Source organism: Nocardiopsis sp. iso_40, from assembly GCF_056173285.1.
The window spans coordinates 1,187,259-1,209,317 of sequence record NZ_CM149666.1; the positions used below are offsets into that span (position 1 = coordinate 1,187,259).

Here is a 22,059-nt window from a genome sequence, read left to right on the forward strand (position 1 = left end):
TTCCCTTCGTGGTCAGGCCCAGGCGTCGAGCCGGACACCGCGCGGAAGGAGTGCGTGTGGTCTTCCAGAAGGTCCCGACCCGGGTGGAGCCCGGGCACCACCCGGTAGCCCCCGCCCCGGCCGCCATCCCCGCCCCCGCCCGGGCGGAGGCCGGCGAGTCCGCAGCACCCGAACCCGTCACGGTCCCGCCCCGGACCGACCTCGGCCCCCGCCTCGACGGCGTCCGGATCGTCATGGTCAACTGGCGCGACCCGTGGCAGTCCGCCGCGGGCGGCGCCGAGGAGTACGCCTGGCGGATCAGCCGCCACCTGGCCGAACGCGGTGCCATCGTCACCTTCCTGACCAGCCGCGAACCCCACCAGGCCCGAGTCGAGACCAAGGACGGCATCGTCATCCGCCGGATGGGCGGCAAGTTCACCGTCTACCCGCGGGTGATGGCCTGGCTCGCCCTGTGGAGACGCGAGTTCCACCTCGCCTTCGACTGCATGAACGGCATCCCCTTCTTCTCCAGGCTCGTCCTGCGCCGTCGCACCAGGGTGGTCAGCGTCGTCCACCACGTCCACGACCTGCAGTTCAACGCCTACTTCTGCGCGCCGCTGGCCTGGTTCGGCCGGTTCGTGGAGTCGGCCGTGGCCTCCCGGGTCTACCGGAACTGCACCACCGTCACCGTCTCCGAGTCCTCCCGCGCCGCCATGCGCGACAAGCTCGGCTGGCGGGCACCCATAGAGATCGTCCACAACGGGGGCGTCGCCCCGCAGAACCCGGGCGAGGTCCCCGCCGCCCCCGCTCCGGGCACCGCCCCCGCGCTGGTCAGCCTCGGCCGGCTCGTCGTGCAGAAGCGCGTGTCCCGGGTCGTCGACCTCGCCCGCACGCTCAGCGACGACCATCCCGGCCTGCGGGTCCACATCATCGGCCGAGGCCCCGAGGGCGAGCACCTCGCCGAACAGGTCGGTCGGGACGGCCTCCGGGAACGGGTGGACCTGCACGGCTTCCTGTCGGAGGAGGACAAGAACTCCGTACTGGCCTCCTGCCACCTGCACGTCACCGCCTCCGAGTTCGAGGGATGGGGCCTCACCGTCATCGAGGCCGCCCGGCTCGGTGTGCCCACCGTGGCCTACGATGTGGACGGACTTCGTGATTCGGTCCGCGACGGCGAAACCGGATGGCTCGTCCGCGAGGGCGAGACCCTCCAGGACGTCGTCTCCGGGGCCCTCAAGGAACTGTCCGACCCCCGCAGGGCCGAGGAGGTCCGGCGCGCCTGTCGCGCCTGGGCGGCCCACTTCACCTGGGATGCCAGCGGCGCCCGGATGACCCGCCTCGTCGCCGCCGAACTCGGCACCGGCGGATCCACCTGCACGCCCCCCGGCACCACCGACCCCACAGCAGGCAAGAAAGCGAAGATGTGACTTCGGCGGAATCCACCGCCAGGCGCGAACCGGAGGATTCCAGAACACCGACCGCCCCCGGCGGAGTGGACGAGAAGCTGCTGGCGCGGCTCAAGGTCCTCGCGGTGTGTCTGCTCCTGGGAGCACTGGCAGCGAGCATCGACCCCGGCAGGATCGTCAGCGACACCAAGATCGACCTGACGGTCAACCCCCTGGGGTTCATGGAGCGGGCCCTCCACCTCTGGGACGCCTCCTACTTCGGCCAGCTCCAGAACCAGGCCTACGGGTACTTCTTCCCCAACGGCCCCTTCCACCTGCTGTTCGACGTGCTCGGCATGCCAGAGTGGCTCATCCAGCGCCTGTGGATGGCGGTCCTGCTCATCGCGGCCTTCGTGGGCGTCTACAAGGTCGCCGGGGCCCTGGGGCTGGGCACCGTCAACACCCGGATCCTCGCCGGCGTCGCCTACGCGCTCGCCCCGCGCGTGCTCACCCTGCTCTCCTACAACTCGGCCGAGCTCCAGCCCATGCTGCTGATGCCGTGGATCCTGCTCCCCCTGGTGCTGGGGACCAGGCGGGGGTACTCCCCGGCACGGGCGGCCCTGCTGTCGGGTCTGGCCTTCCTCCTGTGCGGCGGTACCAACGCCGCCTCCGAGCTCGCCGTCCTCGTCGTCCCCGGCCTCTACCTGCTCACCCGGGCGAACGGCCCGCGCAAGTGGCGGCTCATCCTGTGGTGGTCGGGCGCGCTCGTCCTCGCCTCGTTCTGGTACATCGCCCCGCTGCTCATCATGTCGCGGTACGTGTACTCGTTCATGCCCTACACCGAGGACGCCGCGGTCACCACCGGGATCACCTCCCTGTTCAACTCCCTGCGCGGTACCTCCAACTGGATGGGCTTCCTGCCCGACATGGGCAACACCGCCCTGCCCTCGGGGGCCGAACTCTCCCTCACCCCCTGGCTGGTCGCGGTCACCGCGCTGGTCGCGGGGCTCGGCCTGGCCGGGCTCATCAACCGGCGCACCCCCGAACGCCTCTTCCTCATCAGCAGCCTCCTCGTGGGAACCGCGATCATCGTCGCGGGCTTCACCGGAGCCCTCACCGGGCCCTTCGCGCCCCACATGCGCGAGCTGTTCGACGGCGCCCTCGCACCCTTCCGCAACGTCCACAAGTTCGACGCGCTCATCCGGCTGCCGATCGTCCTCGGCCTGGCGCACCTGCCCCTCGTGGTCGCCCGGGACCGGGCCGACCGTGTCGGCCCGTCCCCGTCCACCAGGGTCAGGAGGGCCGTCGCCGGGGCCGGCGCAGCCGTCTTCCTGGTCACGCTGGTTCCCATCGCCACCGTCGGTATCGCGCCCAAGGGCGGTTTCGTGGAGATCCCCGACTACTGGTACGAGGCGGTGGACTGGTTGGAGGAGCGGAGCGACGAACGCGACATGACCATGGCGCTGCCCGGTTCGGCCCGCGGGGAGTACCAGTGGGGCCGCCCCCTGGACGAACCCCTGCAGCCCCTGTTCTCCGGTGCCTGGGCCAACCACCAGATCATCCCGTGGGGCTCCTCCGGCATCTCCCGGATCAACCACGAGATAGACCAGCGGGTCTCCTCCGGGCGCGGCTCCGCGGGGCTCGCGGACACCTTCGCGCGCCTGGGCGTCACCCACCTGATCGTCCGCAACGACCTCCAGCGCGTGGACAACAACGGAGGCTGGCCCGCCCGCGTCCACCAGTCCCTCCAGAACTCGCCGGGCATCACCGAGGCCGCCGAGTTCGGGCCGGTGCTCGGTTCCCTGGACCACCAGTCCGCCTCCCAGTGGTTCGACCAGCCCTACCCTGCACTGACCGTCTACGAGGTCGAGGGGGCGGCCCCCCGGGTCGGCACCGTGCCCGCGGGGGAGGCGCTGCGGGTCACCGGAGGACCCGAGTCCGTCCTGAGCCTGGCCGAACAGGGGCTGGTCAACGACGACCGGCCGATCCTCCTCGGTGACGACCCCGGTGCCGGGGAGATCGCCGCCGGGGACACGATCGTCACCGACACCGCCCGCCGCCGCGAGGTCGTCTACTCCGACGTGCGCCGCAACGTGTCGGCCACCATGACACGGGACCAGGAGCTCGAACGCGACGTCCCCGCCCCCGACATCCTGGACCCCGCCTGGGAGGAGTACGTCGCGCACGCCGAGGACCTCGGCGTCGCCGGGGTCACCGCGTCCACCTCCGAGGCGGGGGTCGAGGCCCACGCCGCCAACCGGGATCCGGGACACGCCCCCTACGCGGTCCTGGACGACGACCTCGGGACCGCCTGGCGCTCCAGCGGTTTCGCCGGGGCCCTGCGCCAGTGGATCGAGGTCGAGTTCACCGAGCCCCGGGACCTCACCGGGCTGAGCGTGGCCTTCGAGCAGCTGCCCGACGAGCCGCCGCCCTCGCGTGTCACCCTCATCACCGACAACGGACGCTCCGAGGCGGCCGTCGCCGCCACCGACGAACCGCAGGAGCTCACCGTCCCGCCGGGGCGGACCACCAGACTGCGGATCCGGATCGACGAGCTCGCCTGGGAACCGGAGTTCCGCTTCGGCACCCGGGTGGGCGTCTCCTCGATCTCCGTCCCCGGGCTGGAGGCCTCCCGCACCCTCGACGTTCCCGGGCCGGCCGACGCCGGCACCCTGCTCTTCACCGGGTCGACCGGCACCGCCCCCGGCTGTATGGAGGGTTCGCACGTGTGGGTGTGCAACCCCGCGCTGGAGGTGACCGGCGAGGACGCCAACAGGCTCGACCGCACCTTCGAGCTCTCCGCCGGGGCGGCCGCCGCGGCCCACCGGATCTCCGGGGAGGTGGTCCTCACCGACCCCCGGGAGGCGGAGAACGCCGCCAACCGGTCCGGCGGCCTCCCGCACGTGAGCGGCTCCTCGACCGCCGTCCAGCACCCCGCGGCCATGGGCCGGGGCGCGCTCGACGACGAGGAGGGCACCGTCTGGTACCCGGACCCGGAGGAGAAGAGCCCCTGGCTCGACATCGAGTTGGGCGACCCGACGACCGTGGACCACATGAAGGTCGACTTCCCCCGTGCCGACAGCGTGATGCGGCCGATCAAGGTCACGGTCGAGGGCGGCGGAACCGTCCGCGAGGGATGGCTCGACGGCAGCGGCCGGGTCGACTTCGCACCGCTGACCGCCTCCTCCCTGCGGCTGACCTTCGAACGCCCCGAGGGCCAGGCCCTGGAGATCGGGACCATCGAACTCCCCGGTGTCCCCGCGGTGGACGCCGCGCCCGAAGGTGACGCCGCCACCGCCTGCGGACTCGGTCCCACCCTGCGGGTCAACGGTCAGCGGGTGGAGACCCGGATCAGCGACGGGACCCTCGCGGACCAGCTCACCGGTGGCCCGCTGCACTACGAGACCTGCACCGACCTGGACCTGACCGAGGGCGGGAACCGGGTCGTCGTCGATCCCGGGAACCGGTACCAGGTGCGGTCGGCCCTGGTGGAGTCCGCCGGGGAGAGCGTCGCCGATCGTCCGGAGGTCCGGATGGCCGAGGTCGGAACCCTGCACTCCTGGGGGCCGGGCGAGCGCCGTTTCGACGTGGCCGCCGACGAGGACAGCCTGCTCGTGGTGAACGAGAACTTCAACGAGGGCTGGGAGGCCCGGATCGAGGGCCGCGACGGGCCGCTGGAACCGGTTCGGCTGGAGGGTTGGAAGCAGGCCTGGCTGCTGCCCGAGGGCAGCGCCGGGACCGTCACCCTCACCTACACCCCCGACGCCGTCTACCACCGCGTCCTGGCGGCGGGCGGGGCGCTCGCCGCGCTGCTCGTGGTCCTGGCGCTGTGGCCGCGCCGCTGGCTGCCCGCCGGGCGCCGGCTCCGTACCGGGCCTCCGACGGGTTCGCGCGCCCTGCCCGGTGCGGGCCCCGGCTGGCTGCCCCGCTGGGCGGTACTGCCGCTGGGCCTGGGCTACGGCGTGTGGATCGCGGGCTGGGCCGGGGCCGCCGTGGTCGGCGTGCTCCTGCTGTCCCTGTGGTGGCTGGCGCGCCGGGCGCCCAGCAGGCTGCGCCACGCCAAGCCGGGGAGACCCGCCATGGGCGGCCGGATACTGCCCCACCTGGCCGGGCCGTGGGTGGTCGCCGCGTCCCTGTCCCTGGCCGGGCTGGCGGCGGCCTCGGGGACGTACCTGGCCCTGCACATGCCCTTCCACGACATCACACAGACCCTGGGGACGGCTCTGCGCGGCTGGGTCCCGCAGGTGCTGTGCCTGCCCGCGATGGCCCGCCTCGTCCTCGCCCTTGGACAGCCCGGACCGGAGCACGGGCCGCCGGCCGCCGTGCGGCCTCCGGCCCGGGCGCGCACCGGTACGGCCGACGGGGACGCGGGCCGGGCGGGCCCGACCGGCGCCAACGGGCACGGCGGACCCGGCCCCGGGCCGGACGGTGAACCCGGCCGGGTCGTGGCCGGGCACGGAGCAGAGGAGGCCCACCGGTGAGCACGTCCTCGAACGCGGGCGCGGCGCCCGCCCCCGGCCCCGGGGGCACCCGCCCGGGGCCCGGCCTGCCCGGGGGCACCCTCCCGGTGGCGGCGGGCGCCTTCCTGCTGACCCTGTCGCTGCTGCTGCCGTTCTACGTCCACGACCGGGTCGCCCCGCTCCCCGCGGAGGCCTCCTTCGACCTGCGCATGGTCGACAACCAGGCCAGCTACCTGGACACCGCCACCTGGACCCGGACGCAGGACGTCCGAGTCGAACAGGTCACCCAGGTGGAGGCCTCCGCGCACACCGGCGACTGGTCCGCCTGGGAGATGACGGTGAACACCTCCGCCGCCGACCGGGTCATCGACTACCGGAGCCGCCGCGTCATCGTGCACCGGGAGACCGGCCGCGCGGTCAACTGCTGTGGTGAGCACGTCGACGGTGACCACGCGGTACGCCAGGCCGGGCTGATCCTGTACTGGCCGCCCGGGGCGGCCGAGAGCGGACACTCCTTCTACGACGCCGAGGTGCGTTCGGCCCCCGCGGTCGAGTTCGAGGAGGACGACGAGGCCGCCGGTGTGGCGGTGCGCCGCTACACCCAGGACCTCGACGCGACCCAGGTCCCGGAGTCCGCGCGGGAGGTCCCCGCCGCCCTCTTCGACCCCGGCGCGGAGGGCACGGTGACCGCGACCCGATGGCTGGAGGTACGGAGGACGTTCTGGGTCGAACCGGTCACCGGCATGGTGGTGAACATGGAGGAGGACCGGTCCGAGACCCTGCGTCCGCAGAACGGTTCCGGTGAGGCGGCCCTGCTCGACGCCGAACTCGCCCTGGCCGACGGGCAGGTCTCCGCCTACGCGGAGCAGGCCCGGGTGCGCTCGCTGCTGCTCCGCGCCCTGGACACCTGGGCCCCCCGGGTCCTGGGCCCGCTCGGCGCGCTCGCCGTGTTCGCCGGGCTGTTCCAGGCATGGCGGTCCCGCCCCCGGACCACAGGGCCCGCGGTGGTCGCAGGACCGGCCCGGACCGCGGAGCGCGCGGCCCGGGCCGGGGAGGAGACTGTGGAAAACCGGGAGCAGCGGGCTTCCGCACCGTAGAATCGGACACATGTGCGGTCGATATGCCCAGTCCAGGAACGTGCACCAGTTGCAGCTCGCCTTCGGCCTGCCGGAACAGGCGGTCGGGGAGGAAGAGGACCCGCGGTCCTGGCCGCCGCTGGAGGACCTGGAGCCCGACTACAACATCTCGCCGGGAAGACCCGTCTACGCCGTGCTCGGACCGCCGCCGCAGGGCGCTGACGGGGGTCCTGCGGGCCCGCGCTCCCTGCACACGATGCGCTGGGGGCTCGTGCCCTCCTGGGCCAAGGACCGCAACATCGGCTACCGGATGATCAACGCCCGGAGCGAGACGGTCGCGGACAAGCCCGCCTTCCGCACGGCCTACCGCCGCCGCCGCTGCCTGCTTCCCGCCGACGCCTACTACGAGTGGCAGTTGCTCAACAGGGACGGCACCGCCCAGGCCAGTACCTCGCCCGTCACCGACCCCGAGCACCGCAGGCGCAAGGCCAAGGCGGCCAAGAAGCCCTTCTCCATCCACTACTCCGACGCGCAGCCCCTCGCCCTGGCCGGGATCTTCGAGCGCTGGCGCGACCCCGAGGTCCAGGACGAGAGCGATCCCGCCGCCTGGTTGTGGTCCTGCGCGGTCATCACCACCGAGGCCGCTCCCGAACTCGCCCACATCCACGAACGCATGCCCGTCGTGGTGCCCGCCGAGGGCTGGTCCGCCTGGCTCGACCCGGGCTCGGGCCCCGACGACCTCGCCCACCTGCTGGGGGAGACCCCGGTGGACAGGTTCGAGGTCGACGAGGTCTCCACCGACGTCAACAGCATCAAGAACAACCGTCCTGACCTGCTGGAACCCGTCGAGGACACCGGGCCGGACCAGCCGGAGACACTTTTCTGACCCCGGCGGAGGCTGGACAGGCCCGGGGACGCCCTGTGTATGGTGTGCGAGGCCACAGGGGAGTGCTTCCCCGGGCTGGGGACACCGTGATCGAGGTGTCCCGGCACATTCGACGTGCACACATGTGAATACGCAACGCGGGAGCTCGCGCCATGGCGGGCTGAGAGGGCGGCTCAAGGGTGCCGCCGACCGCAGAACCTGTTCGGGTAATTCCGACGTAGGGAGGCATGCCATGACGGCTCTTGACGGTCGTGAGGTTTCCACCGCCGACGAGCACCGGGTGACCACTGGTCCCATCATGGGATCACGGAAGGTCCACCGGGAGATCGACACCCCCGAAGGTCTCACGCTTCGCGTCCCCGCACGCCGGGTGGAACTCAGCAACGGCAGCCACTTCGATCTGTACGACACCTCTGGCCCGTACACCGACGACACCGCGGACATCGACGTCCACCGGGGCCTGCCCAGGACCCGTGAGGCCTGGGCCCTGGACCCCGTGAACGGATCGGTCAGCCAGCTGGCCTACGCCAAGGCCGGGATCACCACTCCGGAGATGCGTTTCGTGGCCGCCCGCGAGGGCGTGGACCCCGAGTTCGTCCGCGAGGAGGTGGCGATCGGCCGCGCGGTCATCCCGGTCAACCGCAACCACCCCGAGTCCGAACCGACCATCATCGGCAAGAACTTCCTGGTCAAGATCAACGCCAACATCGGCAACTCCGCGGTCACCTCCTCGGTGCCCGAGGAGGTCGAGAAGATGGTGTGGGCCACCCGCTGGGGCGGCGACACCGTGATGGACCTGTCCACCGGCAAGCGCATCCACGAGACCCGCGAACGCATCATCCGCAACTCCCCGGTGCCCATCGGCACGGTCCCCATCTACCAGGCACTGGAGAAGGTCGACGGCGACCCCACCCGGCTCAGCTGGGAGATCTACCGCGAGACCATCATCGAACAGGCCGAACAGGGCGTGGACTACATGACCGTCCACGCGGGCGTCCTGCTGCGGTACGTGCCGCTGGCCGCCCGCCGCGTCACCGGGATCGTCTCGCGCGGCGGTTCCATCATGGCCGCCTGGTGCCTGGCCCACCACCGGGAGAGCTTCCTCTACACCCACTACGAGGAACTCTGCGAGATCTTCCGCCGGTACGACATCACCTTCTCCCTCGGGGACGGCCTGCGGCCCGGTTCCATCGCCGACGCCAACGACGAGGCCCAGTTCGCCGAACTGCGCACCCTGGGGGAGCTCACGCACATCGCCCGCTCCCACGACGTACAGGTGATGATCGAGGGCCCCGGCCACGTGCCGATGGACAAGATCAAGGAGAACGTGCGCCTGGAGGAGGAACTGTGCGGCGAGGCGCCGTTCTACACGCTCGGCCCCCTGGCCACGGACGTCGCCCCCGGGTACGACCACATCACCTCCGCGATCGGTGCCGCCCAGATCGGCTGGTACGGCACCGCGATGCTCTGCTACGTCACCCCCAAGGAGCACCTGGGCCTGCCCAACCGGGACGACGTCAAGACCGGCGTCATCACCTACAAGCTCGCCGCCCACGCCGCCGACGTCGCCAAGGGGCACCCCGGGGCGCAGGCCTGGGACGACGAGCTGTCCAAGGCGCGCTTCGAGTTCCGCTGGCAGGACCAGTTCCACCTGTCGTTGGACCCCGAGACCGCCCAGTCCTTCCACGACGAGACCCTCCCCGCCGAACCCGCCAAGACCGCGCACTTCTGCTCCATGTGCGGGCCCAAGTTCTGCTCGATGAAGATCTCCCAGGACGTGCGCAGGTACGCCGAGGAGAACGGCCTGGACACCGTCGAGGCGATCGAGAAGGGCATGGCCGACAAGTCCGCGGAGTTCGCCGAGGGCGGAAACCGCGTCTACCTGCCCCTGGCTGACTGATCGGAGGGGGGACCGGTGCCCGCGGGCCCGCGGGCACCGGTCCCCCGGGTGCCGGATCCCCCGGGACCCGTGCCAGGGTGGGTTTCCCCCTCAAGAGAGGTCCGTATGGATTTCCTCCTCCGTGACGCCGCCATGACCCTGGCCGTCTTCGGTTTCTTTTCCGCCGCGTGGTTCGGCTGGGCCCAGGAACGCCCGCCGGCGGGCGCCGCCAGGTGGTTGCTGGGCGCGGGCTCGTCACTGGGAACCCTGGTCGCCGTGGCCGGCGGACTGCTGGCCTGGCAGCACTGGAACGGCGGTTCGGTCCTGGCCGGGGACCCGGACGTGAACCTGTACCTGATCATCCTCGGGGTCGAGTTCGGCCTGGCGCTGCTCGGTGTGCTCGTGCTGCTGGCCCTGGGCCGCAGCGACTACTTCGCCCCGTGGGTCTGCCTCGTGGTGGGGGTGCACTTCTTCCCGCTGGCCCCCGTGCTGGCCAACCCGGTGCTGTACGTACTGGGCGCGTGGCTGACCGTGTGGCCCTTCCTCGCGGTTCGCTGGGCCCACCGCCAGGACCTGGCTCCCAGCTTCACCACCGGCACGGGTGCGGGCCCCGTCCTGCTGCTGGCCGCCCTGCCCGCCGCCGCGGCCCTCCTCCGCGCCGGGATGTGAACAGAGGCCCCCGCCACCCCTGGCCGCGGTGCCGTCGTCCTCCACCGCGCGCAGGCGGGGGGGGCGGGGTTCAGCGCGGCTTGTGGGCGCTGGCCACCAGGTGGACCCCGACGTAGTCGTCGGAGTCGGCCGCGTGCAGTTCCATCTCCACCAGCCGCGCCATCGAGCGGGGGTCGCGGGCCAGCATCATCTCCACGGTGGAGGCCGACAGCACCGTACGCGGCTTGATCCACTCCAGTTCGAGCCCGGCCTCGGTGACCATCTCGGTGAGCTGTTCGGCGGTGAAGCAACGGGTGATGGAGCCGTCCGGCCAGGGGACGAGGAGCACGTCCGCGCTGGGGGCGTGGCTCAGTTCGGGCCAGTAGTCCTGTTCCGCCAGCAGCGCCATGCCCAGCACCACCGAGTCCACGCAGACCAGGATCCGGCCGCCCGGACGCAGGACCCGCGCTACCTCGGCCATCGACGACTCGGTCGCCAGCTGGCGGGAGAACACCCGGTTGTCGGCGATCACCCCGTCGAAGGAGCCGGGCGCGAAGCTGCGCAGGAAGGCGGAGTCGCCGACGACGTGGCGCAGCCTCCCCCTGCTGGCGGGAGGCGGGACCGTGGCCCGCCCGTTCACCAGGGTGAGGGGGCGCATCGCCATGTCCGCGGAGGGCAGCAGGGTGACGACGTCGTGTCCGGCGGCCACGGCGCGGGGCGTCCCGTGGAAGTCGGGGCTGGACAGGTCGAGCAGGCGGGAGGGCGAGGCCGGGAGCCACCGGCTGATCTGCGCCTCCGCGACCGCCCAGTAGAACCGCCAGTAGTCCGAGAGTCGGTCGGTGGTGGCGAACTGCGCCGCGGGCGATCGGGGGCGGTCGGAGGCCGGAGTCGGGGACGGTCGCACGTGCACTCCTCTCCCATCCTTCAAAGGTTTCTACCCGCACTCTGCCATGCCTCACCTTCACCGACCGGGCCAAACGACAAAGTTCGGCCGCGGAGGGGGCTTTGGTCCCCGGTGCGGGCGGAATCAGCTCGGGGAGGACGTTGTTGTCACCAGCACCGTCCGAGGAGCAGATGCCCGGAGGGTGTTCGCGACACGAGGACAGGGAAGGGGCTGGGTTCGGAGCATGCCGACCGCCGGAGCGTGCCTTGAGCGCGGGGAAGCGGTGTCGACGCCACGCGACACCGGTGCGCAGGTCCTGGCCGTGGGGCCGTATCGTTGGGATATGGACGCCCCACCAGGGACCAGCGCGAGGAGGCCGAAGGGCTTGGATCAGAGCCAGGAGACAGCCGAGGAACGGGACGAGCGGTTCGAGAGGGACGTGCTCCCCTTCCTCGACCAGCTCTACTCGGCGGCACTGCGTATGACCCGCAACCCCGCCGACGCCGAGGATCTGGTCCAGGAGACCTTCGCCAAGGCGTTCGGTTCCTTCCACCAGTTCAAGGCGGGGACCAACCTCAAGGCGTGGTTGTACCGCATCCTCACGAACACCTTCATCAACTCCTACCGCAAGAAACAGCGGGAGCCGAAGCAGGCCGGGACCGAGGACGTCGAGGACTGGCAGTTGGCGCAGGCCGCCTCGCACACCGCGGCGGGCCTGAAGTCGGCCGAGGCGGAGGCGCTCGAACACCTCCCCGACAGCGACGTCAAGCGTGCCCTGCAGGAGTTGCCCGAGGACTTCCGGATCGCGGTGTACCTCGCCGACGTCGAGGGCTTCGCGTACAAGGAGGTCGCCGAGATCATGGGCACCCCGATCGGAACGGTGATGTCCCGCCTCCACCGGGGCCGGCGCCAGCTGCGTTCCCACCTGGAGGAGTACGCGGTGGACCGCGGTTTCCTCCCCGCGGAGAGAGCGGCCGAGACCGCCGGGGCCGTCGCTTCGGCAACCCCGGCCGGAGGCCGGGCACAGGTGAGTGGGTCGGATCGAGGAGATCTGCGATGAGCGGCGGCCACGACAACGCGGAGACGGACACCCCGTGCAGCGAGGTGCTCGGCAAGCTCTACACCTACATCGACGGTGAGCTTGAGGAGGGCAACTGCGCGGAGGTCAGGGAGCACCTGGACGGATGCAGCCCGTGCCTGGACGAGTACGGCCTGGAGGAGGCCGTGAAGAAGCTCGTCGCCAAGCACTGCGGTTGCGATCCGGTCCCGTTGGACCTGCGCGACAAGGTCCTCGGGCGCCTGGCTGAGGCGCGTAACGAGCAGTTGGCCCGTGAGGCCAGGGCCCAGTCCCCCGGGACGCCCGCCTGAGCTCCGGCTGAGAGGCGGGCCGCCGGGGCGGGTCGAAACAGGGTGGCGGGAGCTGGCATTCCAGCTCTCGCCACTTTTTGCGTGCTCGGGGAATGTTGTTCTGATCTGCTGTCTTATAGTCTATTTGTGTGGTTTTGTGCAAAGGGAGCGGTTGCTCTCCTTCGTTACGGGGGTTTTGGTCATCGGGGTGCCCCGTGGGTGGTTCTCTGCGGGTTCGACACGCCCGGTCGCGGGAATCGGTTTTCGGCCGTGACCGAGTCGGAATAAATTTCCTCGTCCTGCGCTGCGCCCGTTTCGATTGGTAACTAACAGTAGTCATGACTGATGGCTGTCAGGGTGAGGTGTTGCGAGATCGCCCGAAGGGAGGGGGATTTCCGGGGGGTGCTTTGTAGGGTCTTGTAACTCTCAGTAGTGGTGTTCAATTGCTAATTGAATTAGTAATTCCACGCTTCGGAACTTGGTCCCCCTGTGGGTGTCCGGGGTGGCCCCGGTTCGGGTTGGGGGTAATCAGGAAGGTGCCATGGCCCGTTAAACTGGACTCCTTATCCAACGAATGAGGTAATTTGCGCGGCGTGCTCGGTGGATGAGGGGGCCGCCGCCGTGGGGAGAAGGGGACAACGATGTTCGTCAGCATGTTCGGTGCCATGATGGCTGCTGTTTTGATGGCTTCCACTTTTACCGGGTGGTCTTGGTGGTAGAACAGAACCGGTGAAACCATGACAGTCCGGTCGTCGTCGGCGGGGGGTGAACGGGGGTGCGGGCTCTTCCTTGGGGCGCGCGTGTCTACGTCGGAATCATCGTTGTCAGTGCTGTCGCCATCGTGCTCATCGGTCCTTACACGGGTATCGATCTGGGGACCCTGGTGCTCATCGCGGTTCTCTTCGTCGTCGCGGAGTCGATAAGCACGCACGTCGTCGTCGACGTCAAGGAAGCCGGAATCTCACCGAGTTCGGCGGTGTCTCTCGCCGCCGTCGTCCTGGTGGGGCCGGTCGGCGCCGCGGTGGTCGGTTTCTCCTCCTGTCTGGCGGTACGCAGACAGGGCCCGGTCAAACGGGCCTTCAACGGAGCACAGTTCGCACTGGCGGCCTACACGGCCGGACACGTCTATCTCCTGCTCGGTGGCACCGTCGGAGTGCCGGGTCAGTCGGACTTCCCCGGCATCGTGCTCCCGTACGTCGCCGCGGTCCTGACGCACACACTGCTCAACTCGGTGCTCATCGGCGCTCTGATGTGGTGCCTGGGCGTCACCCGGCCCGCCGGGCCCGGGCCCGTGCGCTGGCGTCCGCTGATCGTCCTGGAGGTCACCTCCGTCGGCTACCAGATGCTCGGCCTGGCGATCGCGGCGATCTGGGGGGCGGTGGGGATCATCGCTCCGCTCCTGGTCCTGATACCGCTGTTCATCGCCAGGTGGGTCTTCGGCCAGCAGACCGCCGAGGCCCGGGCGCACGAGGCCACCCTGGCCACCCTGTGCCAGGCGGTGGAGACCAAGGACTACTACACCCGGGGCCACTGCATGCGGGTGGCCGAGGGCTCCGCAATGATCGCCGCGGAGCTGGGGATGCCCGCCGAACGGGTGCAGAAGATCCGGTACGCGGGCATGCTGCACGACATCGGCAAACTCGGTGTGCCCACCAAGGTTCTGCAGAAGAACGGGAAGCTCACCGACGACGAGTACGCCGCGATCAAGCTGCACCCCACGCGCGGTTACGAGATCGTTCGTGAGATCAGCTTCCTCGACGAGGCGCTGGCGGGGATCCGGCACCACCACGAACGCCTCGACGGACGCGGTTACCCGATGGGGCTGCTCGGAATGGAGATCCCCGAGTCGGCCCGGATCATCAGCGTGGCCGACGTCTTCGACTGCCTGACCTCCACACGGTCCTACCGCAGGGCCTGGTCGGTCGAGGCCGCCATCGCCGAACTCCGGCGCTGCGCGGGAAGCCAGTTCGACCCGAGGATGGTCGAGGCCCTGGTCCGGGCCGTCTCCCGCGAGGGATGGCAGACCCCGGACATCGCCGAGCCGCCCGGCGGGCGTTACTGTGCGACCAAGGACCCCGAGCCCGGCGGTCCGAGCGCTCCGGTGCCCGCCCCCGCGGAGCCGGGGAGGACGGTGCCGGTGGCGGAGTCCACATCGGCCGGAGCGGTGACGGGTGGTCAGGACCGGTGATGACGCAGAAGCAGCCGGACAGCCCGGTCCCGGCCGGTCCCGGATCCGGTGGACCGGAGGGCGGCGCGCTCAGCCACCAGCGTTCGGGTGAGCCGCTCTGGCGCACCCCGCGGCCCTTCCGGGCCGTCCTGGTCGGCGGGGTGGGCGCTGCCGCCCTGGCGGCACTGGTGTCCACGGCCGCCACCGGGTTCGCCGACCCCTTCGTGGCGCTGGCCTTCTGCCTGGTGATCGCCGGCGGCGAGCTGGCCAGGATCACGCTGCCCGGTCACCGGGAGTCCGCCCCGATCGCCCTGGCCGGGGCGATCGCCTACGCGTTCCTGCCCAGCCTGGGCGGGGAGCCGGTACAGCACACCGCCTGGCAGGTGACGGCGGTGGTCGCCCTGGGGGTGGCCCTGGGCGAACTGCCGCACGTGGCGGTGGGGCGCAGCCCCCGGCTGGAGGACGTCGCGCGCAGGGTGCTCACGGCACTCCTGCTCGCCGCGGCGTTCCGGCCGCTGGTGGAGTCGCTGTCGTTGACCGGACCCTCGGTCACCGTCGCCCTGCTCATGACGGCTCTGGTCGCGGCGGCCTGGGTGCTGGACGTGGCGGTCTCCGCGGTGCTGCGTGCCGAGCGGCTCCGCACCCGGCTGCGGGTGGCGATGCGCGACGAGACCCTGGCGCAGGTCGCCACGGGCGGGGCCATCGCTTCCAGCGGCGTGCTCATCGCGCTGGCCTGTACGGTGACGGGCCTGGTGGGCCTGTTGGTGTTCACCGCCCCGCTCCTGGTCTCCCAGGTGGCCTTCCGCAGGCACTCCGAGGTCCGCCGCACCTATCTGGAGACGGTCCGGGCGCTGTCCCGCGTCACCGAGGTGGGCGGTTACGTGGAGAACGGGCACTCGCGCCGGGTCAGCCAGCTCTCGCACGGGATCGCCTGCGAACTGGGCCTGGCCGAGGCGGAGCTGCTGGAACTGGAGTACGCGGCCCTGATGCACGACATCGGCCAGCTCTCGCTCCGCGAGCCCATCGCGGGCGGGGCGACCGTACTGGCCTCGCCCAGGGAACAGCGCCGGATAGCGGAACTGGGATCGGCGATCATCCGGGAGACCGGGGTGCTGGACAACGTCGCGGAGATGGTCCGCCGCCAGTGCGAGCCCCTGGCGGGGGACGGCGACGAGGGGGTGCCCCCGCTGGGCAGCCGGATCATCAAGGTCGCCAACGCCTTCGACGATCTGGTCGGCGAGAACGGCGACGCCGAACGCAGGGCCGCCGTCGTCGAGCGCCTGCGCATGGACACCGACAGCGAGTACGACCCCCGCGTGGTGGACGCCCTGGCCAGCGTGCTCGCCCGCTGACCGGGACGCCGCCCGGGGGAGCGGCCGGGGGTCAGTCCCGGGGCGGGCGCAGGCGGGTGACGAACTTGTACCTGTCGCCGCGGTAGAGCGAGCGGACCCACTCCACCGGGTGGCCGTCGCCGTCGAAGCTGTGCTGGCAGTGCAGGACCAGGGGCAGTCCCACGTCCACCCCCAGCAGCCGCGCCTCGTTCGGGGTGGCCAGCACCGTCTCGATCGAAGCCTCCGCCTCCGCGAGGGAGACGTCGTAGGCGCTCGCCAGAGCCTCGTAGAGCGACGCGTAGCGGTCGAGCTGCCTACGGAGTCCGGGGAAGCGCCTCGCGGCCAGGTGGGCCGTTTCCACGGCCATGGGTTCGCCGTTGGCGAGGCGGAGCCGCTCGATCCGCAGCACGCGGCCGCCGGAACGGATCGCCAGCAGCTCGGCGAGCTGGTCGTCGGCGTTGATGTAGCTGACGTCCAGGATGCGCGTGGCAGGGTGCAGGCCGTGCGCCCGCATCTCCTGCGTGTAACTGGTCAGCTGGAGGACCTGGGCGACCTTCGGCTTGGCGACGAACGTCCCCTTGCCCTGGATGCGCAGCAGCCGCCCCTCCACGACCATCTCGGTCAGGGCCTGGCGCACCGTGGTGCGCGAGGTGCCGAACTGGGTGGCCAGAGCACGCTCCGGCGGGACCGGGTTCCCGGCCGGCATCGCCTCGATCAGCTCCAGCAGCTGCTTCTTGACCTGGTAGTACTTCGGCACCCGGGGGTTGCCGTCCAGTGTGCGCTGCCCAGTCATCAGTCTCCTCCGCCGCGTCCCGCGCTTGTCCCACACCCCGCCCGGAAGTGGCCGGTCCGGCTGCCCTTCGGCCGCCGATTGGTGTGGACCACTGGTCGAGTGCGTGTCTCTTGAGTATGCACGGCTCCATGGGATGATTTGTGAGTGCCTCACCTCAGCGACCTCATTCGCCGTCACACGTCACTCAAGCAGGCGGACCTGGAGTGGATCCACTCCCTGGTCTCCGACTGGCAGCTCCTGGCCGACCTCTCCTTCGCGGACCTCGTGCTGTGGGTGCGCCTACGCGGGGACGACGGCTGGGTCGCCATCGCGCAGATGCGTCCCACCACCGGACCCACCGCGTTCCAGGACGACCTGGTCGAGACGGTGCTCAGGGACGACATGACCGATGTCACGTCCCGTTCCGGCCCCAGGGTGGTCGGCCGCCGCGCACTCATAGACCGGGCCTGGACCGAGGGCCGGATCTGCCGGGACGGCGACCCCGACTGGTCGGGCGGCGTACCGGTGCGGGAGGAGACCATTCCGGTCCGCCGTGCGGGCAACCTCATCGCCGTCATCCAGCGGAGCACCAACCTGAGCTCGGCGCGCACACCGAGCCGTCTGGAGCTCACCTACCTCCAGAGCGCGGGCGACCTCGCCCAGATGATCGCCGAGGGCGCCTTCCCGTTCAGCGACCAGGGGCCGCTCATGGTCCGCTCCCCGAGGGTGGGCGACGGTCTGCTCCGGCTGGACCAGAACGGCGAGGTGGTCTACGCCAGCCCGAACGCCCTCTCCGCCTACCGGCGCCTGGGGCTGACCGCGGACCTGGTCGGCGCGCGCCTGGACCGGACCACGCTGGAGCTGGCCGTCCAGGGCGAGGCCCGCGACGAGAACCTGACCTACACCGCGAGCGGGCGCGCCCCGCAGGAGGCCGAGGTCGAGGCACGCGGGGTCACCGTCCAGCTGAGGTCCATACCCCTGGTCATCGACGGTGTACGGATCGGCGCCCTGGTGATGGTCCGCGACGTCACCGAGCTCCGGCGGCGCGAGCGCGAGCTCATGACCAAGGACGCGACCATCCGGGAGATCCACCACCGGGTGAAGAACAACCTCCAGACGGTGGCGGCGCTGCTGCGCCTGCAGTCGCGGCGCCTGGACATCCCCGAGGCGCGGGCGGCCCTGGACGAGGCGGTCGGCCGGGTGGGTTCGATCGCGATCGTGCACGAGATGCTCTCGCACACCCCGGACGAGGTCGTGGACTTCGACGACATCGCCGACCGGGTCATGCAGATGGCGGCGGAGGTGTCGTCCACGGGCAGCACGGTGGTGCCCCGGCGCGACGGGCACTTCGGGCTGTTGAACGCGTTGGTGGCCACACCGCTGTCGATGGTTCTGGCCGAACTGGTGCAGAACGCGGTGGAGCACGGGCTGGGGCAGGGGCCGGGGCTGATCGAGGTGAGGGTGCACCGGTTCGACGCGGGTCCGGGCTTCCCGGGCACGAGCAGCCTGGAACTGGCCGTCTCCGACGACGGGGGCGGCCTCCCGGAGGACTTCGACCTGGAGGGGACCACGAGCCTGGGTCTGCAGATCGTGCGAACCCTGATCGTGGGCGAGCTCGGGGGGACTCTGGCGATCAAGCCAAAGGAGAGCGGCGGTACGGAGGTGGCGATCAGCCTGCCTCTGGAACACGAGGAGAGGGAGGCTCCCTAGCCGACCGCGTCCGCACGGCGGCGGGACCGCGCCCGCACGGCCGTGTGCCGGCCCCCGCCGCGCCAAGCGGGGGGTCGGTGGGCATCACCGCCACGCGGTGCCCGGAGGCACCGTTGCGCTCCGGGGCGTACCGGGACGGTTCTCGCGTGGTGTCCGTCGGCGACGGAGCGGGAGGATCAGCTGCGGACCATGGGCCGCAGTGCGGAGCCGCGGCGCTTGATGCGACGCCGCTCCTCCTCGGAGGTCCCTCCCCAGACCCCGCCGTCCTGGCCGCTTTCCAGCGCCCACTTCAGGCAGGCGGAACTGACCGGGCAGCGCTGGCAGACTGCCTTGGCCTCCTCGATCTGGATCAGTGCGGGGCCGTAGTTGCCGATGGGGAAGAAGAGTTCGGGGTCTTCGTCACGGCAGGCTGCGTCATGGCGCCAGTCCATGCGGTCCACTCCTCACAGTGAGGCGATCATTTGTGAAGCTTTTCACGATCGGAATGTGCAAGGGCGCCCGGTGGATGGGGACCACCGGGGGGCGTCCAGGCCGAGGTAGTTGAGGTTTCACCCCACGGCCACGTGGGAAGCGCCCAAATTAACTCGCCCGTAACTCGCGGCGATAACTTGAGCGTGACAGGATCGCGGGGGCCATGCAAGAGCTCCCGAGGCCGAAGGTCCTGTTCGGCGTGTCGGGTGCGTCACAGTGGTCGTGAATGGCTGCTTTCCCGGTAATTAACAGAAGATTCGTAATGCCTTCGGTACCGAGTGGAAGTTGACCTGTTTGCGCTCTCCCAGGTATTCACCGTCGATTTGGAAGGCTCTCGGATGGCTTGACGAGATCCGGAGCTCCGGCTGGTCGTGCCAGGTCACGTAGCCGTCCCCGCGTGCGGGAAGACCCTTGGGGAAGAACATCTGGGAAAGAACCCAACCAGTCAGCGCGTGTGAGGACTGGGTCAGCGCGAAAGCGTCCAGGCCGAGCTCGAAACGGGAGTCCGGGGTCGGTTGAAGCGGTAGCGCTCCCGCGTACGTCCACGGAGTGGTGTTCGTGACCAGTGCGAAATAGACATGGTCCAGGGACCTTCCACCACCGGACACGCTGAGTGACGGATCGCGTATATCCCCTTGGAAGAACAGCTTTACCGCGGCTTCCGCGTAGAGGGCCGGAGTGGCCTTCCTGCCGTTGCCGCGTTCGTGTTCCACCTGTTGCACCACGTCGGCGTCCCAACCGAATCCGGCACAGAACGTGAAGTACCGGTCGTCCTGGTCGCCGGTGATCCGGCCCAGCCCGATCTCCTTCTCGCGCCCCGCCCGGATCGCCTCCAGCACCGCGCCGGTGGCCTCGATCGGGTCGCCGGGGACGCCCAGAGCACGGATGAACACGTTGGCGCTGCCCCCGGGGATCACGGCGTAGCGGGGGCGGGTCAGCTCCTGCGGGGTGGCGAGGAGGCCGTTGACGACCTCGTTGACGGTGCCGTCGCCGCCCAGGCTCAACACGAGTCCGTAGCCTTCGGCCGCGGCCGTCGCGGCCAGTTCACGGGCGTGGTCGCGGTAGGCGGTCTCGACGGCGGTGACGTCCAGCTCGGACGCCAGGGCGCCCAGGATCACCTCGCGGGTGCGCGAGGTGGTCGTGGTCGCATGGGGGTTCACGATGAATAGGGCTCGCACCCGGCCAGTCTAGGCGGTGGGCACCTCGCGGGGGGTGTAGCGGATCTCCGCGGTCCGGAGCGGGGCGGGGGCGGGGAGGGGGGAGCCCCGGGGCGCGTATAGGCTCTTCGGGTGTCCTCGCGTCCCATCACCCTCGTCGTCGCCGCCGCACTGGAGGCCCTGGTCGGGCTGGCCGCGGCGGCCGGCGGCCTCTACAGCCTCTACACCGCGGTCACCGGCCGGGCCGGCGACCCGGTCACCTCCGCCGTCCCGCTCACCCTGATCGGCGTCGGGGTCGGCGCGTTGCTGGTCTTCGTCGCGCGCGGGCTGTGGCAGTTGCGCGACTGGGCCCGCACCCCGGTGGTGGTCACCCAGCTCTTCATGGCCGTGGTGGCGTACTACATGTTCACGGGGGAGCAGTACCTGTTCGGCGCCCTCATGCTCGGCACGGCCGTCGTCGCCGCGGCCGCGGTCCTGGCCCCGCCGACGACCGCGGTGCTGTTCCCCGGGCCCGAAGAGGGTCGCCGGTAGCCAGCACCGCGGCCGAAGGCCACGGAACAGGTCAGTCGTCCGTGGTGAGGGCCTGCCGCAACTGTGCCAGGGTGCGCGCCAGCAGACGCGACACGTGCATCTGGGAGATCCCCAGCTCCTGGGCGATCTGCGACTGGGTCATGTTCCCGAAGAAGCGCAGCAGCAGGATGCGCTTCTCCCGGGGCGGTAGCTGTTCCAGGAGAGGTTTCAGCGACTCGCGGTACTCGACGCCCTCCAGCGACTCGTCGACGATCCCCAGGGAGTCGGCCACCGCGGGGGCGTCCTCGTCACCGCTGTCGGGAGCGTCCAACGAAACCGTCGAGTAGGCGTTGGCGGACTCCAGGCCCTCCAACACCTCCTCCTCGGTCATCTGGAGGTGCTGGGCCAGTTCCGCCACGGTGGGGGAGCGCCCCTCCCGCTGCGAGAGGTCGCTGACGGCCTTGGTCAGCGAGAGCTTCAGCTCCTGGAGGCGGCGGGGAACCCGTACCGCCCAGCCCTTGTCCCGGAAGTGACGCTTGATCTCACCGACGATCGTCGGGGTCGCGTAGGTGGAGAACTCCACCCCGCGCTCCAGGTCGAACCGGTCGATGGACTTGATGAGCCCGATCGTGGCCACCTGGGTGAGATCGTCCAGCCACTCACCGCGGTTGCGGAAGCGCCGGGCCAGGTACTCCACCAAGGGCAGGTGGAGTTCCACCAGCTCGTCCCGGATCCTCCGGCGCTCGGCCGAATCCGCGTCGAGTTCGTTAAGGCGCTCGAACAACTCTCTCGCGCGCGCCCGGTCGGGCACCGCGTGCTCGGTCTTCGCTGTCAGAGCGGGCCCCCTTTCGCTCACGCCGGCTCCAGGGTGCCGCGGCGTTTGTACAGGACGATGTAGACGCGATCGTCCGGGCCGACCCCCGCGTCGACATCCCCCGCGAGAGCGGACAGGACGGTCCAGGCGAAGGTGTCCCGGGCGGGGAGGCGTCCGTCCGCGGTCAGCACCGAGACGGAGATGCGCATCCCATCGGGGGTGAGTTCGAATTCCGTGGTCAGATCTGTGCCCGGCAGCGCCTGGGAGAGGAGCATCGCGCACGCCTCGTCGACCCCGATCCTCAGGTCCTCGATCTCGTCGAGGGTGAAGTCGAGCCGTGCTGCCAGCCCTGCCGTCGCCGTGCGCAGGACAGACAGATAAGCGCTGTCGGCGGGCATGTTGACGGTGACAGCGTCGCGTACACCGGTGGCGTCGGCCGTGGGCACAGCGGTTTCTTCGGTCACGTCCCTCCTTCGGGGGGCGAGGTTGCCGCTTGAGAGCAATGTATCTCGTTTCACCCTGCCACTGACGCAGGGAGGGTGGATCGTGTCCGTCCGTCAAGGCGCGGACACGAGACGAACGGC

18 protein-coding genes are annotated in these 22,059 nt (G+C 70.5%); 12 read left to right on the top strand and 6 right to left on the bottom strand.

Going from position 1 to position 22,059, the window contains the following annotated elements:
• Window positions 1-56 precede the first annotated feature (56 nt).
• The 6 genes from AC0VYD_RS05250 (at window position 57) to AC0VYD_RS05275 (ending at window position 10,334) form a co-directional block, all read left to right on the top strand.
• Window positions 57-1,406: a glycosyltransferase family 4 protein gene (locus AC0VYD_RS05250; protein ID WP_475478835.1), complete on the top strand. Its 1,350-nt coding sequence runs from the start codon at window positions 57-59 to the stop codon at window positions 1,404-1,406.
• Window positions 1,403-5,845, top strand: coding sequence for an alpha-(1->3)-arabinofuranosyltransferase (locus AC0VYD_RS05255; RefSeq protein ID WP_475478836.1), 4,443 nt, complete (start codon window positions 1,403-1,405; stop codon window positions 5,843-5,845). The genes AC0VYD_RS05250 and AC0VYD_RS05255 overlap by 4 nt, the downstream gene beginning before the upstream one ends.
• Window positions 5,842-6,921, top strand: a complete 1,080-nt coding sequence (gene pgfA, locus AC0VYD_RS05260) for a cell envelope lipid trafficking protein PgfA (RefSeq protein WP_475478837.1) — start codon at window positions 5,842-5,844, stop codon at window positions 6,919-6,921. Before AC0VYD_RS05255 ends, pgfA begins: the two co-directional genes overlap by 4 nt.
• 10 nt (window positions 6,922-6,931) lie before the next feature.
• Window positions 6,932-7,786 carry an SOS response-associated peptidase gene (locus AC0VYD_RS05265; RefSeq protein ID WP_475478838.1) on the top strand — a complete coding sequence of 285 codons (855 nt, stop codon included), beginning with the start codon at window positions 6,932-6,934 and terminating at the stop codon, window positions 7,784-7,786.
• A 232-nt stretch (window positions 7,787-8,018) separates the two neighbouring features.
• Window positions 8,019-9,686 carry a phosphomethylpyrimidine synthase ThiC gene (gene thiC, locus AC0VYD_RS05270; protein WP_475478839.1) on the top strand — a complete coding sequence of 556 codons (1,668 nt, stop codon included), beginning with the start codon at window positions 8,019-8,021 and terminating at the stop codon, window positions 9,684-9,686.
• A gap of 105 nt (window positions 9,687-9,791) precedes the next feature.
• Window positions 9,792-10,334, top strand: a complete 543-nt coding sequence (locus AC0VYD_RS05275) for a hypothetical protein (protein WP_475478840.1) — start codon at window positions 9,792-9,794, stop codon at window positions 10,332-10,334.
• 70 nt (window positions 10,335-10,404) lie between these two features.
• Here the strand turns inward: AC0VYD_RS05275 and AC0VYD_RS05280 are convergent, their stop codons facing one another.
• Window positions 10,405-11,223, bottom strand: a complete 819-nt coding sequence (locus AC0VYD_RS05280) for a class I SAM-dependent methyltransferase (protein WP_475478841.1) — start codon at window positions 11,221-11,223, stop codon at window positions 10,405-10,407.
• A 358-nt stretch (window positions 11,224-11,581) separates the two neighbouring features.
• On the opposite strand from AC0VYD_RS05280, the gene AC0VYD_RS05285 reads away from it, so the two are divergent.
• The 4 genes from AC0VYD_RS05285 (at window position 11,582) to AC0VYD_RS05300 (ending at window position 16,062) form a co-directional block, all read left to right on the top strand.
• Window positions 11,582-12,256: a sigma-70 family RNA polymerase sigma factor gene (locus AC0VYD_RS05285; RefSeq protein WP_473036415.1), complete on the top strand. Its 675-nt coding sequence runs from the start codon at window positions 11,582-11,584 to the stop codon at window positions 12,254-12,256.
• Window positions 12,253-12,564, top strand: coding sequence for a mycothiol system anti-sigma-R factor (gene rsrA, locus AC0VYD_RS05290; protein WP_475478842.1), 312 nt, complete (start codon window positions 12,253-12,255; stop codon window positions 12,562-12,564). Before AC0VYD_RS05285 ends, rsrA begins: the two co-directional genes overlap by 4 nt.
• Window positions 12,565-13,384: 820 nt before the next feature.
• Window positions 13,385-14,731: an HD-GYP domain-containing protein gene (locus tag AC0VYD_RS05295; RefSeq protein WP_475480190.1), complete on the top strand. Its 1,347-nt coding sequence runs from the start codon at window positions 13,385-13,387 to the stop codon at window positions 14,729-14,731.
• Window positions 14,731-16,062: an HD-GYP domain-containing protein gene (locus tag AC0VYD_RS05300; RefSeq protein WP_475478843.1), complete on the top strand. Its 1,332-nt coding sequence runs from the start codon at window positions 14,731-14,733 to the stop codon at window positions 16,060-16,062. The genes AC0VYD_RS05295 and AC0VYD_RS05300 overlap by 1 nt, the downstream gene beginning before the upstream one ends.
• Window positions 16,063-16,093: 31 nt before the next feature.
• Here the strand turns inward: AC0VYD_RS05300 and AC0VYD_RS05305 are convergent, their stop codons facing one another.
• Window positions 16,094-16,834, bottom strand: a complete 741-nt coding sequence (locus tag AC0VYD_RS05305; protein WP_013154702.1) for a GntR family transcriptional regulator — start codon at window positions 16,832-16,834, stop codon at window positions 16,094-16,096.
• 144 nt (window positions 16,835-16,978) lie between these two features.
• Here AC0VYD_RS05305 and AC0VYD_RS05310 point away from each other — a divergent pair, with 144 nt between their 5' ends.
• Window positions 16,979-18,523, top strand: a complete 1,545-nt coding sequence (locus AC0VYD_RS05310) for a sensor histidine kinase (RefSeq protein WP_475478844.1) — start codon at window positions 16,979-16,981, stop codon at window positions 18,521-18,523.
• A 176-nt stretch (window positions 18,524-18,699) separates the two neighbouring features.
• Here AC0VYD_RS05310 and AC0VYD_RS05315 read toward each other — a convergent pair whose 3' ends face one another.
• Window positions 18,700-18,954, bottom strand: a complete 255-nt coding sequence (locus AC0VYD_RS05315; protein ID WP_191268310.1) for a WhiB family transcriptional regulator — start codon at window positions 18,952-18,954, stop codon at window positions 18,700-18,702.
• A 285-nt stretch (window positions 18,955-19,239) separates the two neighbouring features.
• The gene (locus tag AC0VYD_RS05320; protein WP_475478845.1) at window positions 19,240-20,172 is read right to left on the bottom strand and encodes a diacylglycerol/lipid kinase family protein; all 933 of its coding nucleotides are present in this window, start codon (window positions 20,170-20,172) and stop codon (window positions 19,240-19,242) included.
• Window positions 20,173-20,283: 111 nt separating this feature from the next.
• On the opposite strand from AC0VYD_RS05320, the gene AC0VYD_RS05325 reads away from it, so the two are divergent.
• A complete protein-coding gene (locus tag AC0VYD_RS05325) occupies window positions 20,284-20,682 on the top strand; it encodes a hypothetical protein (RefSeq protein ID WP_475478846.1) in 399 nt (132 codons plus the stop codon).
• 31 nt (window positions 20,683-20,713) lie between these two features.
• Here the strand turns inward: AC0VYD_RS05325 and AC0VYD_RS05330 are convergent, their stop codons facing one another.
• Together AC0VYD_RS05330 and AC0VYD_RS05335 are read right to left on the bottom strand one after the other, a co-directional pair.
• Window positions 20,714-21,472: an RNA polymerase sigma factor SigF gene (locus AC0VYD_RS05330; protein WP_014909463.1), complete on the bottom strand. Its 759-nt coding sequence runs from the start codon at window positions 21,470-21,472 to the stop codon at window positions 20,714-20,716.
• A gap of 41 nt (window positions 21,473-21,513) precedes the next feature.
• Window positions 21,514-21,939 (bottom strand): ATP-binding protein, encoded by a 426-nt coding sequence (locus tag AC0VYD_RS05335; RefSeq protein WP_452546857.1) that lies wholly within the window; start codon window positions 21,937-21,939, stop codon window positions 21,514-21,516.
• Between the last annotated feature and the right edge of the window lie 120 nt (window positions 21,940-22,059).